Raw genomic sequence first — 16434 nt, 5'->3', positions numbered from 1 at the left:
ACTTACTTTAGATGAAAATATCGCTTTATCAACGCTTAGCATTAATACTCTGTGCTGCTTTCATGATGATGGCATCACTACTGGTTTATTGGAGTAATTCCCTAGTACAGCAGTCTAAGTACCAAGCTGAGCAAAAGTTGCACTTACACTTAGCCGAACATTTAGCCCATGATAATCCACTATTGCAAGACGGCGTTTATGATAAAGCGGCATTAGCAAACCTTTTTCATACCTTAATGCTGTTAGGTCCAGCCTTTGAATTTTACTTTCTCGATGCCCAAGGTAAGATTTTAACTTATTCCGCCGAGGCCACTAAAATAAAACGCCAGTCGGTATCGCTAATACCGTTAAAACAACTTATTGCTAACCCGAAAAAAACCCCGGTTTTTGGTGATGACCCTAGAAATATCAACCATAAAAAAATATTTTCTATCGCCCCTGTTTATCAAGGTGAACTACTACAGGGTTATTTATATATTATTATTGGTGGCGAAATTTATGATTCAATTTTTAGCCAAGTACAAGCCGATAAAGACTTACAAAAATACGGCGCCTTTGTACTCGCCAGCTTATTATTACTGCTGCTGGTTTTACTAGCGGTATTTCACTATTTTACTCAACCGGTAAAAGAGCTAGCACAACAAATGCAAGCGCTTAAAGCGGTGCAGTTTGATCAAACTAAAGTTCAGCTCAAGCAATGGGGTTCAGCGACCAGCCATGGTATTAACCATAATGAAGTGCATTTTCTCGGCGCTACTTTTAACGATATGGTTAGACAAATTAACCAGCAATTTGCATTATTGACTGAAAATGACAGAATACGCCGAGAATTATTAGCACACTTGTCTCATGATCTACGGACACCGTTAGCGACTATACAAGGCTATATTGAGACTTTAGCGCTTAAGGGCGATGACTTATCCAGCGCCGAACAACAAGATTATTTAGCGACGGTGCAGCGTAACGTCGAGCAGTTAAAGCGCCTTATCGATCAAATTTTTGAATTGGCTCATTTAGAAAATGGTCAAGTAACCGTTAATTTAGAAACCTTTGTCATTGGCGAACTTTTACATGACATACTGGCTAAATTCACCTTAAAAGCTGCCGATAAGCAGATTTCGTTAACGTTAACACCTCAGCCTTGCCAATATATTGTTTACTCTGACATAGCTAAATTAGAGCGAATCATGAGCAATTTATTAGAAAACGCCATCAGACATACTGGCCTTGGCGGTGAAATAGTGATGACAGTTACGCAGCTCAGCACACAAGTTAAAGTAAGTATTACCGATAATGGCAGCGGTATAAGTAAAGAGGATATCGCCTACATATTTGATGCTAGATATAGGGCCAGTAATGCCATTGAAGATAATATCCAACATACTGGCTTGGGGCTAGCTATTTGCCAAAAGCTATCGCAAGTACTTAATTCGGAATTAATAGTTAAAAGTGAGCTTGGTAATGGCAGTAGCTTTTCATTATTGATACCCGTATTAGCTCAACAGGCAGAATCGAGCTAAAATAGAGTCGCTTTGTCGGCAAGGACATTGATGGAGAGAATAGATTTTCTGGTGAATATGCCCCATCATTCTTAATCTGCTGTTAAGCTGCTATTAATAACGATAGGTTTATCAATAGCAGCTTACTTTCACTCGAAATTTATTCAATAACTCATTCAATAATTCACTCAATAATGCGATAAATCTCCCATTTTGCTGTGCCTGAAACCACATGGGGTTCTAGGGTTTTACTCCACTCTTTATGAGCATCAATCTCAGCCAACTTTTGCCAAGCATCATTGAGCTGAGTTAAGTTTTCAATGGTCACTTCTGAAATAATACTCGACTCTAATGCCCCAACTGAACCCACTAAAATTCGAGAGTTCTCTTTAGTCCAGCCTATTTGAGAGCCTATTTCATCAAACCATCGGCTAAGAGCTTCAACTACCTCTGGCTTGTGGCCAAATTTTGCATCAATACACCATCTTGCAATCATCATAACAATGTCTCCAATTGAGAAAAAATCACACTTAATAAAGTATATCTATTAGCTCAATAAGTATGATTCATCTAACTTGAATTGCCATTTTAACCCTTATATAGCCTTTACTGACTTGTAAATCAACAGGCTTAAATTAATGTTTATCACTTATACCGAGTAAGGTTTCAAGGTTTACAAAGCGATATCCTTGGACTTTATAATGACTAAAAATTATTATTTGGCAAACAGCTATAATTAGAACAAATGCGCTATTTTTATCTGCTCATTTCCAGTAAAGTAATAACTAACAAATAAAACTGCCCGAGAGCTAGCTCTATGATAAACAGAATTAAAATAAGCAAAGTAGCTAGCATAAGAGCAAAGTTCTTTAACATTTTTGCAGCTATTATTTGTATGTGTTTTAGTTTAAACGGTAATAGCTATACTTTTGAGGAGCCCTCTGCGGGAATGCAAAAGCCTTTTAGTCAAATTGATGAGTTGAATAAGAAAGATCCGGCATTGGCTCTTGCCTTCTCTAAAAAACTTTTAGCTGAACATCATCAACAAATGACAGATTTTGATAAAGCCACCATATTTAGCAAGATGGCACTACATAACCTCATATTAGGGCACTACAAAGTAAGTCAAGGATTACTAGACCAAGCATATGCTCTAAAAGTAGATTTAAAGACTGATACCGGTATTTCAATGTTACTGACTCAAGGTAGCATCATGGATGAATTGGGTAATTCCGAGCAGGCAATGGAGAAATACTTGCTCGCGGAGAAGTATGCTAAAGCAAATGAAAACTCAAAACTCCTTGCTGAAAGCTATGCTTACATGGCTTACTCATATTCAATGAATCATAAAGATACTCTAGCCCTGAAGCATTATCATCAAGCTTACTTACAACTTGAAAAGATAGGTGATGAGTTAGGCTTAGCTTATTTAAAAGCTGAAATGGCTAACTCCTACTCTCTTTTATTTGACGATATTAATGCAATAAAGTTAGCAACAGAAGCCAGTGATTATTTTAAAAAACATCAATATTATTTTGATGAGTTGTTTGTACAAAATGTTTTAGCCAAAATTCACCTGCGTAAAAAGGATTACTCAAAAGCTGAGGCGACTTATCTAAGAGTTATCGAATTAACAAAAGAAAACAATAAAACAGAGTACGTTTACTTAGCATATCTAGGGTTAGCTGATACTTATCATCGCTCTCAACAACACGACAAAGCCCGTATCTTTTGGCATAAATACAAAGAAGTAAATCCTGACTATGAAAACCCTGCAGCAGAAATTGGCGCAATTGTCTTAGCAGCTAAACTTGAAATTGCTGATGACAACATAAATGCAGCAATAGAGGCATTAACTAGAGTTGAAGCGATACTTGCACCTTTAGGTAAGCATAATGCACTTAGTTGGTATATTCAGCTTTATGATTTACAAGGCAAGGTTGCAATTATTAAAGAAGACTATAAAACAGCATACTTCAAACAAGAACAAGCAAGAGAACTTTTAAAAATTTATTATAACACTGAGCGCGAAACTGTACGTTCAAAATATAAAGTCATGTTCGATACCGACCAAGCTATTTTGACCAACAAATTATTAGAGCAAGATAAGGCATTAAATAAAGCGGCTCTAGAGAATGCGGTACAACAACAGAAATTACAAAATATGATCATCATAATTATTTTATTATTTGTGCTGGTACTGTTTTATTTTATTTATCGACAAATACTTAATAGTAAAGCTCTTCAGAAAATAGCTAACACTGACACCTTAACTGAACTAGCAAACCGTCGATATACCTTTATTTATGCTCAGAAAATGTTACTACAAGCGATAAAGGCCAAGCAGAACTTTGCTATGATCATATTCGACGTGGATCATTTCAAACAGGTCAATGACAGTTTTGGTCATGCCGGTGGTGATATCGCTTTAAAGGAAATTTCATCAACAGCCAATGAATATGTCAGAGCACATGATATTTTAGGTCGTATAGGTGGAGAGGAGTTTTTACTTATTTTACCCGAAGCTTCTTCTGCTCAAGCATATGAAATAGCTGAACGTATAAGGCATGCTATCGAGCATAAAGTAATAATGGTCAACAGTAAGCCTCTACAAATTACCGCAAGCTTTGGCATTGCACAGTTAACTGACAAACAAGATAGCTTTAAGCAACTATTTAATAATGCCGATATGGCTTTATTTCAAGCTAAAGATCAAGGCAGAAACCAAACTGTTATTGCCAACGAAACTTAGTTCTGCAATATTCCTAGCTAAAGCCCACTCACCAAAGAAAGTGTTTGACCATTAATTTGCACCTTGATAGTACTATAGCGACATGTATTGACAACAATTAATGTTTAACTAAATCAGCCAGGCTTAGTTATGTTGAATATTTGAATGCCGCTAAAGTCTAGAGTTCGGTAAGTCAAAGCGGTAATTGCTTGATAGTCATCATGACAGGCATTACAACTTTGCTGCAAGGCTGTATTTTTAGGGCTCTGTTGTTGTTTAGTATGGGCGAGTAAACAAGCGAGACGCATAAACCCATCCATGGCTGAGGGATCCCCATTTCTTTATCTGAATTGTGCATCCGCGCATGCCTTTAACCCTCCTAGTGCTAGAGCAATGTCAGCAACATTAAACTGATATTGTTCTCGTCTGATTAACTCCTTTCCCAATCGAAAATAAGATAGTACTCGTCTAGATTTAACCGTGTTAGCTTGGAAGTCTTTATAGTAGCCTTTTATGTAAGCCATTTTTCCTACCAATATCAATGAAAATTGGGTAAGCATTGCTATCATGAGTAAAATATTTACTCGTTCTAAACTTGAACTTCGGCAAAAATTTAGTGCTAGGCCGTAACGTTCATTTTTTGTATCTCTAAAGCCTTCTTCTATCTGCATTCGTTGATTGTATAAGTTGACAATCCGCTCTGCAGGCCACTCTAATTCAGGCATGTTGCTCACTAACAACCAAGGCTCTCTACCGCCTTTAGCATACTCTAAGCTTACGCTTCTTCTACTTTTTTTACCGTCTAATGTTTTCGTACTCCTTCCTTTGGAGGCTTTTTTATAAAGGACGGCTGTGCAAGTGTGCTTTTGCGTCTTTCCCAACAAACATGTCCCTAAGTGCTTTTTTTCATTGACTTTTACTTGTGAAAATAATTCATAAACACTCTGCCATTGCTCTTCAACTTGAAGACTCACTCTACCTCGTAAACGGCCAAGCCAAAACCATCCTTGTGCTTCTACTTCTTTAAACCACGGAACCCTATAACCAGCATCGGTTGAAATTATTGGGGTTATATTTTTAGGAAGAACTAACGCTAATTTATTCAAAAAATCTTTATGAGCGGTAACCGTGCCAAGTTGTTTTTCTGGATAAACTTCTTCATAAAGAGTAAATGCTCTGCCCCCTATAGGGATCACCGCGCGCAATATTTGTTTATCTAGCCTATTTACAGGTGACCAATCAATAATAATCAAAGGATATTTGATATTCTTGAGGCTGACTTTAGCAATCGCAGCATAAACACCTATCCGCTCTTGGTGTAAATTTTCATTGCCTAATAGCCGACAGACACGTTTAATGGAGTTTTTAACTTTTGCTTTAGTATTGATGATACCTCTGCCTAAACCTGTAAGGGTAAGCGTTTCATCCATTGCAAGTGAGTCAGTACAATCTAAAACAGCTTTGATCCTCCGTTTATCATTAATAGCATTAAAAGAAGACATTTTGAAAAAGGTGTGTAACATAGTGGATGTATTCATGAATATTGACGTCAATTGGGTTTTAGAGAATTTAATAATCGCCGATATTCATGGGTACACCTAACCTTATTTAACTATTTTTATGCTTTTTTTAATGAGTCTCCCGGCCCAAGGGTTTCGCTTAGGCGAAATTTTCTGCGAAAAGAGAGGGTATCTTTAGTTAGTTTATCTCATCTTTTTTCACCGTAAGCGCTGGGGAATTAAACCCAACTAAGATTAAAAAGTTATGGGGATTCGTCAGCATCCATGGGGCTCTGCACAAGCATCCATGCTTGTGACGCTCGCTTTTATCACACCACCAACACTCACTGTAAAATCAATAGCTTACTATATTACCAACACCTAACTACAACACAGCTATTTTTAGCCAATACCGTGTTGAAGTCTCCTTGCTCGTTCGCTTTGATCATCTCAGACATGGCTTTCAACGACCATTTTTTTGCCAAGTGTGTAGCATATCCCCAATTTTAAGGTAATGTTCATTAAGTTGCCCAGTCCATTTATGTAAATGTTCAGCATCTTCATTTTCCGCATAAAACTCAACTGCCTGCATCTCACTGCGCAGTTTAAACATATTATGCAATCACACTTGCGCTTATATTCAGGTTTATACCATAGTGCCAGCTCTATTGGCTGAGTATTAACTAAGGTAGCTTTATATTTATGTAAGTAAACAAGCCCTGAAGCGACTAGTAATATAATAATCAGTAAAATAACGCCAGCGCATAACGAGTTGCTCTCTTTGATTTGATGCCTTGAGTGTATTTTATTTGGCATTTATAATTATTGATTTACCATCGAGTAGGGTGAGGCTCATGCCTCATCCCTCTCACAGAACCGTCCGTACGGACCTCGTATACGGCTCATGCAATTTACTATTTCTCATCAAGCTAATAATAAGAAGCAAGAACTCCTGTCTTCACTTCATCTATCTGATATAAGCCGATTTCTTTAAACCATTTGTTTGGCATTGCGTAGTTTGCTAGTGGACTCTTGGCACTTCGCCATGAGTTCATCTTGATAAACTTAAAGGGTGGCTTGAACTTTAACTGCTTTAATCGCCGATGTAATTTCATCGGCTTTTTCCACAACCTCAGTTGTACAGCCCTTAATCGTCGCCTGAGCCAAGCCGACAGTTGTTGTAAAATTGAGCTTATATTCGCTATCTTAAAGTAATTTACAAAACCTCTTAGCACTGGGTTGAGTCTTTTTAGCACTGTCACTAAATTACCTGCTCCATTACGCTTGGTGAGTTGCTTCACTTTTACTTTGAAGTTGTTGAGTTTCTTTTCTTGAATACGGGTGTAATTGCTGCCAATTATCACTCCTAAGAATTTTATCCCCGTGTCGCTATGTGCTATATGGGTCTTACGCTCATTTATTTTAAGTTTCAGTGTTACTTCTAGATAGTGGCTTGCTACTTTTAATGCGTTCTCTGCCCCTGCTTTTGAGGTGCAGAAAATCAAGATGTCATCCGCATACCGCACTATCCTGTGCTGCCTGCTCATCATTTCTTGGTCAAACTCATCTAAATAGATGTTTGATAATAGCGGACTAATAACGCCTCCTTGTGGACTACCAAGTTCACTACTTTCAAACGTTGAGCCTACCATTACACCACTGTTGAGAAACTGTTTTATCAAGTTTAATATACTGCCGTCTGTGATGCGCTTTCTTACGAATTTTAAAATTAACTCGTGGTCGAGCATGTCAAAACATTTCGACAAATCCATATCAACAACGTGACGCTTGTTATACCTGCGTATAAATAACGTCGCTTTGCTACAGCTTCGCCCCACACGATAGCCATAACTTGATGGATGAAAGTGCGGGTCAAATATCGGTGTCATGATAGTCGATAAACATTGTTGAACAATTCGGTCTCGAACCGTTGGAATGCCCAGTAAGTGTTTGCCGCCATCGTCTTTGTCGATTTCAACACGTTTTACTGGTTGCGCTTGATAGCGCTTTTCTTGCAGTTCAAGCAATAATTGGTTGAGTTCTTTTTCCAAATTTTGGGTGAAATCATCGATACTCTGTCCGTCAATACCGGCAGCGCCTCGATTCTTTTTCACTTGTTTGTAAGCCATATAAAGCGCTTGCAGTGATAACATGCGTCCATAAAGACTAAAATGTACTCTCAAATTACTGTCTCACATCACTTGGGATTAGCTTCCTTTACATCGGTTAGGTTTGTTTCATTATCGCGGTAAGCCTTCTAGCGAGAGAAATTTTATTCTCTATTATTGCAATGTACTTAACCGCCTTTATTTTGCCTCTAGTAAAGAGAAATAATTACTCCCCGTGTCCAGTTCCATTCTCAGCCTTGATTTCACCCTTAGTAAATTAAGGAGACCTTGCCTTATTAGACAACTCGTAGACCCGATACAAATCCCACTATTCTTGAGTGATTTATAAATCACTTCCCCCTTCGCAATCAATGAAAGCTTTTAACTCAAATTGACCCTATCAAACACAATGCTGATAGTCGGCTTGGTTTTATCCTCCACACCATTACTGGCTGTCATCGGCCTAGCCTTACTCACTACTGCGGGTTCATCTGCCACCTCACACTCGCAAAATTCTTGAGTCACCTCTTGAATAATACGTCCAACCATTTTTGATCAAATCATTTTGATTGGATACAATGCCAGGCTTCCCCAGTTACTGCACTAGCTCCCCGATAGATATGCCACCCTCAAGCACAGCATTGGTCTGACTAAGAATAGGGCTTCGCGCTATTATGGACGCTTACCCACCAATACCGCCGAAACAGGTTACGGTTAGTTGTGTACATCTATCTTCCTATGGCTTCCTTCAGACCCTATCGTTAGCCAATAACGCCCTTGCCATTCAGATTATCTTCCCCTTAGTCAGGGTGATCAGGCTTCTTTCAGCCTGTCGGGTTTGCCAGCTTCGCTGGGCAAACATAAAAAAGAGCCTTAAAGGCCCTTGCTATGTATTCATCAAACTAATTTTTTAGTTCATTAAAAGGAAAATCGCACACCTACGGCGCCATCAACACTGAATTTAAAATCACTATCAAAGTTTGCTACCGGTTGTACTTGCCCATATACATCCCAACCTTTAGCAAAGTACCAAGCAACGCCTATCGGAGCACGTACACCATAACCATGATTCCAACCAGCCCAGCCACCGCCCGCAAAATACCAAGATAATGGTGTTTTATTATCAAAGTTACCGGTTTTCACTAAATAATCAACGGCAAAGCCACTATCACCTAAGATGATATTATAGCGATCAATTTGGGCAACAATACTTAAGTCCATGTCTACCGCCACACCCAGCTTAACATTGGCCTGAGCAAGGCTAGATAGTGATAATGAAAGCAGAATAATACTGACTAAAAATATTTTTTTCATAGGGACTCCGTAATTCTAGAAGAAGTTGTTAGTAAAGTAGCTGCTAGTGTAATCCTCCTTTAGTGTATAACAAGAAAAAGCTCAGTACTTTTCAGCTATGCCTTGGATTATAGCAATATCACTAAGTTCTTGCCCACGTGTGGGGGTAAAATAGCCCGCTATTGGTCAATCGAGCGCCTTGTGCTGAAATATTTGTCCTGAGCACAACAAGATCACAAACTTAATGAAAATGGTATTAGTGATATCTTGCTATTGTTACTAAAGTGCTACAGCTACTTGTTAACATCGAACACAGCCTTTACTATGAGATACGATTTATAACCACTTACCGCACTATTAGGCTGTCCATGTTTACACCAATAACTAAAAAAACAATAACAACAAACACCCGTAAAGTACTCGCCCTTCTCAGCATCGCCACGGCAAGTTTAGGTTTTGCCAATACGGCTAATGCTACCATAGTTGAAATTAAAACATCACTAAGTACAGAAAGCATTAAAGTTAACTTGTTTGATACCACGACACCTGAAACGGTGAAGAACTTCCTTACTTATTTAAATGATGGCCATTACAACAATTCAGTTGTTCATCGAGTCGTTACCGACTTTATTGTCCAAGGCGGCGGTTATCAATTTACCGGTACCTGGCCATTAACACCGCTTTCATCGAATGTTGCTGTGATAAACGAACCTGTTTATTCTAATGTTAAAGGCACTATAGCCATGGCGAAAAAAGGCAACAGTGTTCATAGTGCTACTAACCAATGGTTTTTTAACTTAGCCGATAACAGCGATAATTTAGATCGACAAAATGGTGGTTTTACCGTTTTTGGTCAAGTAATTGAAGGGTTGGATATTGTAGAAAAAATAGCTCTGCTTAAGTTATGTACCTATGACAATTTAGAAGGTATTCCTATGGTCATGGCTGACAATCAAACATGTAATGACATGGGCGCGCCTGGCATGGATAATTTTGTTGTTATTGAATATGTAACTATTATTGATAATTCTGAAGTAACTGACAGCGATTTAATTCCTGTTAAAAATACCCTTATTAATGCAGACAGTGGTGGTTCTATAACCTGGCTTTCGCTGGTTATGTTAGCCCTTGTTTCAACAAGAAAACGTTTTATTCGTTAATAAAAGACTTACCGGCTAATGTCAGTCAGTTAAGAAAGTGAACTGTATTACGCCTTGAGTGGTCATTTATTTGTAGGCGTGAATTTATTCGCGCAATCGATTAAGGCATTAAGCGCGACTGAAGTCGCGCCTACAGCAGTAAAACATGTATTGTCCATTTTTGTTCAGCGAATGACACTCTCACGTTTAGTTTCTGATGACCATCAAGTTCGCCGCCTTGAGCCTAATGCCTAGCAGCTAGTGAAAAACCCAATAAAAAAGCAGCGTATCGTGCTCGATATCGCTGCTTTTTTTGTTTAGTGTAGAGCGTTATTAGTCTCTGACTTTTTAAGCACGAGACTATTAACCTCTGGTGCGCTTAACCCCTAGTAAACTCTGGATAAGCTTCCATACCACAGTCAGAGATATCAACACCTTCATACTCTTCTTCAGCGCTGACACGAATACCCATGATTTTCTTCAGAGCAAACCAAACAACAAAGCTAGTACCAAATACCCAGACAAAGATAGTAGCAGCACCAATCAATTGCCCACTAAAGCTAGCTGATGAGTTGGTAATAGGTACGATTAACAAACCAAAGAAACCAACCACGCCGTGTACTGAAATAGCACCGACGGGATCATCAATCTTAATTTTGTCCAGAGCAAGAATTGATAACACCACAATCACGCCAGCAATAGCGCCAAATAGAGTTGCTTGTAATGGTGACGGGGTAGAGGGTTCAGCCGTAATGGCCACAAGTCCTGCTAAAGCGCCGTTTAATGTCATGGTTAAATCGGCTTTTTTGAATAAGATTTTAGCAAAAACCAAAGCGGAAATTGCGCCAGCTGCCGCGGCAGCATTGGTATTTAAAAACACCATAGCCACAGAGTTAGCACTATTAATATCGGCTAGTTTTAATACTGAACCACCATTAAAACCAAACCAACCCATCCATAAAATGAACGTACCTAAGGTTGCCATCGGCAAGTTAGCTCCAGGAATGGCATTCACTTTACCGTCTTTACCGTATTTTCCCTTACGAGCACCTAATAATATAACACCTGCTAAGGCGGCAGAAGCACCCGCCATATGGACAATGCCTGAGCCAGCAAAGTCTGAAAAGCCTAAGTCAGCTAAGGTATATAAACCAAAGACGGCTTCACCGTTCCAAGTCCAGCTACCTTGCATAGGATAAATAAAACCCGTTAATACCACAGTAAAAGCAAGAAATGCCCACAGTTTCATACGCTCAGCAACAGCACCTGACACTATCGACATAGCAGTGGCAACAAACACTACTTGGAAGAAGAAATCAGCCGCATTGGAATAAACAGCGCCACCCTCAAAGCCGGCTTCAGCAGACTCGGCTAATACTGCAGCAACCAGTGCATCAGCATCACTAGCGCCATCAAGGGCAATGCCATTTAAGAAAACGCCGCCGCCATACATGATATCGTAGCCAACAATAAGATACATAATACAAGCAATGGCATAAAGCGCGACATTTTTGGTTAGAATTTCAGTGGTGTTTTTGGCACGTACTAAGCCAGCCTCTAACATAGAGAAGCCCGCAGCCATCCACATAACTAAGGCACCACACATAAGAAAGTAAAAGGTATCTAATGCATATTGTAATTGAAAAATATTTTGTTCCATAATTACTATCCCTTAAAGTGCTTCAGAGTCTTGTTCACCCGTACGAATACGAATGACTTGCTCTAGGTTGAAAACAAAAATCTTACCGTCACCAATTTTACCGGTGTAAGCTGCTTTAGTAATAGTTTCGACTAAACGCTCAACCATATCATCATTAACAGCAATCTCCAGCTTCACCTTGGGTAAGAAATCCACCTGGTATTCTGCGCCGCGATATAATTCGGTATGACCCTTTTGACGGCCAAAGCCTTTGACCTCACTGACTGTGATCCCCTCAACGCCGATTTCAGAAATGGCCTCTCTGACATCGTCTAATTTGAATGGTTTAATGATTGCGCTAATTAGTTTCATGTTTACCCCTAGTTATTGTTCTTTTTAATGACTAACAACTTGATAATACAATTCACATGCCAACATAAAATAACACTATTAATTAATCACTTAGATATAATGGTGTTTTTTTTAGCTAGCAAAATGCACCACGAGTGTGCATAAAGATAAGCCGCTGGGTTCATCTGGTGCAATAGGCTAGGCTAAATAATAAGCTGAGGAAAAATGACTATACTTGCGGATAGCTTTACCTAGGGGGAACGAGGTAAAGCCTTAAACTATGATGATTTTTCACTATTATAAAGCTTTAACTATTATAAAGTGCACTAAAAGCTTTCACTGAAAAATATTGAGTAGTTGCTCACCTACCTTCAATACCGGTACACCACGTAGGCCAGTAGCGGCAAACTCTTTTTGCCCCTTGGCCGTTTCATAACCTAAAAGCAATACCTTGCTGTGCAAGGTAACGTTTTGCCGTTTGGCAATGCGGACACTTATCTGTGGTATACAAGACAATACGTTTCATTTCTTTGCCCTATTCAGAGTGGCATACCATAAAATGCTAGCCACTATTTTACCCTAGTTGCTCGCTTAATCTGTAACTCTTTATCGGTGCCCTTACTGCCATTATCTAATAATAACGCCAATAAAATACCAACAAGGCCAAGCTAGAGCAGAGTTGTAACAAACTTTGATTCAAATCAAACTAGCTAGCGCAATGCGGTGTAACAATCATGCCATCAGTTACTAATACCCATAATAATAATAACAAAGCTAACTAACCCACTTAAAAAACATGACCTTAGGATATTATTATGAAAACAACCGTAAACACGTTTACCTTATCGCTAATCAGCGCCGCTATTTTCGCGGCTCCTGCTGCCTTTGCCGGTAACACTGAACATGGCAGCAGCATTACGGCAGCACTGAGTGATAGCAGGGTTAAAATTGAATTACGGGCCCGCTATGAAAGCGTCAATCAAGATGGCATAGACAAAAATGCTTCCGCGTTAACATTAAAAAGTCGCCTCACGGTTAATACGGGCAGTTACAGTAATTTCTCCATGGCCATAGAAGTGGATAAAGTTGATGCTCTAGTAGATGATTACCATAGTAAAACTAACGGTAACACTGACTACCCTGTGGTTGCCGATCCTCAAGGCACAGATGTCAATCAAGCTTATATTCAATATAAAAATGATGGTTTTAGCGCCGTTGTTGGTCGCCAACGTATTTTACACAACAATCAACGCTTTGTTGGTGGTGTTAGCTGGCGTCAAAATGAGCAAACTTATGATGGCGTTCGTACCCAATATACAGCCGATAATTTTTCGGTAGATTATAGCTATATCCAAAACATTAATGACATTACCGCTAACAATATTAAAGGTGACTTCCATCTAGTAAATGTCCATTACCACCTCAATAAAACTCATAAAATCTCCGCTTTTGCCTATCTGTTAGACTATGACGATATGGCTAACTATAACAAGGCTAGCACTACCTTAGGGGCACTATATAACGGTAAATTTGGTAAGGTTTTAGTGAATGCTAGTTTAGCCAGCCAAAGCGATAGTGCCGATAACCCAACGAGTTACTCAGCTAGGTATATTAATGCCGAAGCAGGTTATAACTTTGGCCCACTAACTCTATTAGCTGGTTATGAATTATTAGGTAGCGATAATGGTGTTGGTTTTAACACACCACTAGCCACCAAACATAAGTTTAACGGTTGGGCGGATAAATTTTTAGGTACTCCGAGTGAAGGTCTCCAAGATGTTTATATAACTGCTAAGGGTGAAATTTCTGGGGTTAAATGGGCGGCAACTTACCATGATTTTACCTCTGATGTCGGTAGTATTGATTTTGGTAGTGAGCTTAACTTAATAGCCAGTTATCAATTCAATAAAAACTATGCTGTTTTAGTTAAAGCTGCTAATTATGCTGAAGGCGATGCAGAGCAAAAACCAACGGATACTAATAAATTATGGCTGCAAGTGACGGCTAAGTTCTAAGCACTAACGACCACCATAGTCACTTAAAGACGTAATCTAAAAAGCATAAAACCTATCTCAATAAAGTAATAAGCAAGCCGATAGGCCAGCTTATTACTTTATTATGCCACCACTGCATTAGCCCTTATTGCCCCGTAACGATAAAAGCATTAGAATAGCCGCGAAATTTACCCGCACTTAGGCGAAACTTTTTGTTATTAATGATCGACAACTACGACTCTTTTACTTTTAATTTAGTGCATTACTTTCAAGCGCTAGGTCAAGAGGTGGTGGTTTATAGAAATAATGAAATTAGCCTAACAGAAATTGAGCAATTAAAGCCGCAATATATTGTTATATCTCCGGGTCCTTGCGATCCTGACTCTGCCGGTATTTCTCTGGCTGTCATTGCACAGTTTGCCGGTAAAATACCCTTATTAGGTGTCTGCTTAGGGCATCAATGTATTGCGCAACACTTTGGCGCTAAAGTTGAAAAAGCAAAAAAAGTGATGCACGGTAAAACCTCGAAGATTACTCATAATCAACAAGGTTTATTCCGCGACTTGAATCAGCCATTACAAGTCACTCGTTATCATTCCTTAATTGTTAACAAGCAATCATTACCCAACGAACTCACGGTAACGGCGTGGAGCCAAAATGAGCAAGGTGAGCTTGATGAAATTATGGCGCTAGAACATAAAAGCCTAGCTATTAGCAGCGTACAGTTTCATCCAGAATCCATACTGACAGAACAAGGACAAAATTTATTAGCAAATTTTATCAAGCAATTTAAAAATCACCCGATAAGCTAATAACAAGAGCTTTTTAGATTAAAGCCAGATAGAGTAGTACGTTACTCTATTAAAGCACTAGACTTAATGCGTTCAATGCTCAATTTTATCCCTGAGTAGCAATAAAAAGGTAAGCAATAACACCTCCATGCAAATTTTTGAAAACAATCAAGCTGTCGCCACTATATACCAGCGAGCCACTAGCCTCACTATCTGTAAGAAATTTGCGGAAAAGCAAAGTGGAAAAATATCCATAGCTGACCAACAAGGTAGCGAGCAAGAAAACCGCCGCCGAGAACTGTTATCTGTAGAGGTGCAAGCGCAACAAGAAAAAATTATTGCCAAGCACGGTGAAGAGCATTTTCAAAAACAAACCCAACAGGCCTTCTTTAGCCGGGTTCGCACAAAAATTAATAGTGACTTTGACAACAAAGAGCACCTTTATCATCACGTACTAGGTATTGAAGATGCCTGCCCTGCTATTCTCGATATTTTATCTGCTCGTGCCGCTTCAGTTAATCAAATCAAAAGTCTTGCTGCTTCTTTATCTTGGTTAAGCAATGATTTAATACGCTTAGTGAACAAACCACAATACCGAAAACGTGCTGATGTACAAGTTACCGATGCTAAGCTGGCGTTAAGTTATATTGGTTTAGACAATTTAAAGTTGCTCATGCCCACCTTTACCCTGAAACATTGGTTACCTACAAGTACCGCACCTTACGGCTTGATGAAACGAAAGCTATGGAATGATAGTTTATCTATAGCATTAGCCGCACGTGCGTTAGCCAAAGAACAAGGTCTCGATGAATTTACCGCGTTTACTACGGGGATGTTGTCAAATATAGGTAGACTTGCCGTTACCCGTTGTTATTTAACTACATTTAGTGAGATGTATAAAAAAGAAGTACGTCAAGCATTTGAGCGTAAAGACAAACGCTTGCATAATGTCTTATCACAAATTAAAGCCAGTGAAGAGCTACTCCTTGAGCAACTTACCATGCGCAGTTCACAATTGTCTGCTGACTTAATTGAAAAAATGAGCTTTAGACGCCTTGATATAACCGAACCAATATTTGATCTAGCCTACGCCGATAACATCGAAAAAATGCACCCTATCGCTCAAATTGTCGCCAAAGCCAAAGCCCATGTCGCCTTTCGCGCCCTAGCAAAAGAAGCGTTAATAAGTAGTGATGAGAGTCAAGCATTGCTTAACGCGGCAAATTTAACACCGGCTGAAATAACCCTATTACAAAAGAGCGATATTGATCATATTAAGCTCAATTTCAGTTAATTTACTGCTTATTTGCCACATATTTTAGCTTTTTCCATGTTTTTTTCTGATTAATTATTAAAAAATCACCTTAAGGGCTTTCAACGTGCCAGCGCT

General features: G+C 39.0%; 15 protein-coding genes. 6 read left to right on the top strand and 9 right to left on the bottom strand.

From position 1 onward, the window contains the following. Positions 1-11: 11 nt before the first annotated feature. Positions 12-1520 carry a sensor histidine kinase gene (locus CMT41_RS02645; protein ID WP_058026267.1) on the top strand — a complete coding sequence of 503 codons (1509 nt, stop codon included), beginning with the start codon at positions 12-14 and terminating at the stop codon, positions 1518-1520. Between the two features lie 163 nt (positions 1521-1683). On the opposite strand, the gene CMT41_RS02640 is transcribed toward CMT41_RS02645, so the two are convergent. Further along, positions 1684-1998: a hypothetical protein gene (locus tag CMT41_RS02640; protein WP_057179612.1), complete on the bottom strand. Its 315-nt coding sequence runs from the start codon at positions 1996-1998 to the stop codon at positions 1684-1686. 450 nt (positions 1999-2448) lie between these two features. Here CMT41_RS02640 and CMT41_RS02635 point away from each other — a divergent pair, with 450 nt between their 5' ends. After that, positions 2449-4251, top strand: a complete 1803-nt coding sequence (locus tag CMT41_RS02635) for a tetratricopeptide repeat-containing diguanylate cyclase (protein ID WP_198149778.1) — start codon at positions 2449-2451, stop codon at positions 4249-4251. A 113-nt stretch (positions 4252-4364) separates the two neighbouring features. On the opposite strand, the gene CMT41_RS02630 is transcribed toward CMT41_RS02635, so the two are convergent. From CMT41_RS02630 to CMT41_RS02615, 5 genes are all read right to left on the bottom strand, one after another. Further along, positions 4365-4538: a hypothetical protein gene (locus CMT41_RS02630; RefSeq protein ID WP_157466256.1), complete on the bottom strand. Its 174-nt coding sequence runs from the start codon at positions 4536-4538 to the stop codon at positions 4365-4367. Positions 4539-4571: 33 nt separating this feature from the next. Further along, positions 4572-5768, bottom strand: a complete 1197-nt coding sequence (locus tag CMT41_RS02625) for an IS4 family transposase (protein WP_083494194.1) — start codon at positions 5766-5768, stop codon at positions 4572-4574. A 424-nt stretch (positions 5769-6192) separates the two neighbouring features. Beyond that, entirely contained in the window at positions 6193-6342 is a 150-nt protein-coding gene (locus tag CMT41_RS18920) for a hypothetical protein (RefSeq protein WP_157447785.1), read from the bottom strand. A gap of 316 nt (positions 6343-6658) precedes the next feature. Beyond that, a complete protein-coding gene (gene ltrA, locus CMT41_RS02620; protein WP_232300001.1) occupies positions 6659-7858 on the bottom strand; it encodes a group II intron reverse transcriptase/maturase in 1200 nt (399 codons plus the stop codon). Positions 7859-8755: 897 nt separating this feature from the next. After that, positions 8756-9151 (bottom strand): hypothetical protein, encoded by a 396-nt coding sequence (locus tag CMT41_RS02615; RefSeq protein WP_057179610.1) that lies wholly within the window; start codon positions 9149-9151, stop codon positions 8756-8758. A 347-nt stretch (positions 9152-9498) separates the two neighbouring features. On the opposite strand from CMT41_RS02615, the gene CMT41_RS02610 reads away from it, so the two are divergent. Then, positions 9499-10290, top strand: a complete 792-nt coding sequence (locus CMT41_RS02610; RefSeq protein ID WP_058026262.1) for a peptidylprolyl isomerase — start codon at positions 9499-9501, stop codon at positions 10288-10290. Positions 10291-10648: 358 nt separating this feature from the next. Here the strand turns inward: CMT41_RS02610 and CMT41_RS02600 are convergent, their stop codons facing one another. The 3 genes from CMT41_RS02600 to CMT41_RS19445 all read right to left on the bottom strand — a co-directional run bounded on the left by CMT41_RS02600 (position 10649) and on the right by CMT41_RS19445 (position 12785). Next, entirely contained in the window at positions 10649-11929 is a 1281-nt protein-coding gene (locus tag CMT41_RS02600) for an ammonium transporter (RefSeq protein WP_057179607.1), read from the bottom strand. A gap of 12 nt (positions 11930-11941) precedes the next feature. Further along, on the bottom strand, positions 11942-12280 hold the full coding sequence (gene glnK, locus CMT41_RS02595; RefSeq protein WP_057179606.1) for a P-II family nitrogen regulator: 339 nt from the start codon (positions 12278-12280) through the stop codon (positions 11942-11944). A 409-nt stretch (positions 12281-12689) separates the two neighbouring features. Continuing rightward, positions 12690-12785: a glutaredoxin family protein gene (locus tag CMT41_RS19445; protein ID WP_232300000.1), complete on the bottom strand. Its 96-nt coding sequence runs from the start codon at positions 12783-12785 to the stop codon at positions 12690-12692. Positions 12786-13074: 289 nt separating this feature from the next. On the opposite strand from CMT41_RS19445, the gene CMT41_RS02585 reads away from it, so the two are divergent. From CMT41_RS02585 to CMT41_RS02575, 3 genes are all read left to right on the top strand, one after another. Continuing rightward, positions 13075-14274, top strand: coding sequence for an alginate export family protein (locus CMT41_RS02585; RefSeq protein WP_058026260.1), 1200 nt, complete (start codon positions 13075-13077; stop codon positions 14272-14274). Between the two features lie 191 nt (positions 14275-14465). Then, positions 14466-15065 carry an anthranilate synthase component II gene (locus tag CMT41_RS02580; RefSeq protein WP_057179604.1) on the top strand — a complete coding sequence of 200 codons (600 nt, stop codon included), beginning with the start codon at positions 14466-14468 and terminating at the stop codon, positions 15063-15065. A 127-nt stretch (positions 15066-15192) separates the two neighbouring features. Further along, positions 15193-16338: an HDOD domain-containing protein gene (locus CMT41_RS02575; protein ID WP_083494193.1), complete on the top strand. Its 1146-nt coding sequence runs from the start codon at positions 15193-15195 to the stop codon at positions 16336-16338. Positions 16339-16434 lie beyond the last annotated feature (96 nt).

The organism is Colwellia sp. MT41 (genome assembly GCF_001444365.1).
Lineage (GTDB): Bacteria > Pseudomonadota > Gammaproteobacteria > Enterobacterales > Alteromonadaceae > Colwellia > Colwellia marinimaniae.
The sequence above is the reverse complement of the archived record's forward strand: the minus strand, read 5'-3'. Positions and strand labels throughout refer to the sequence as shown.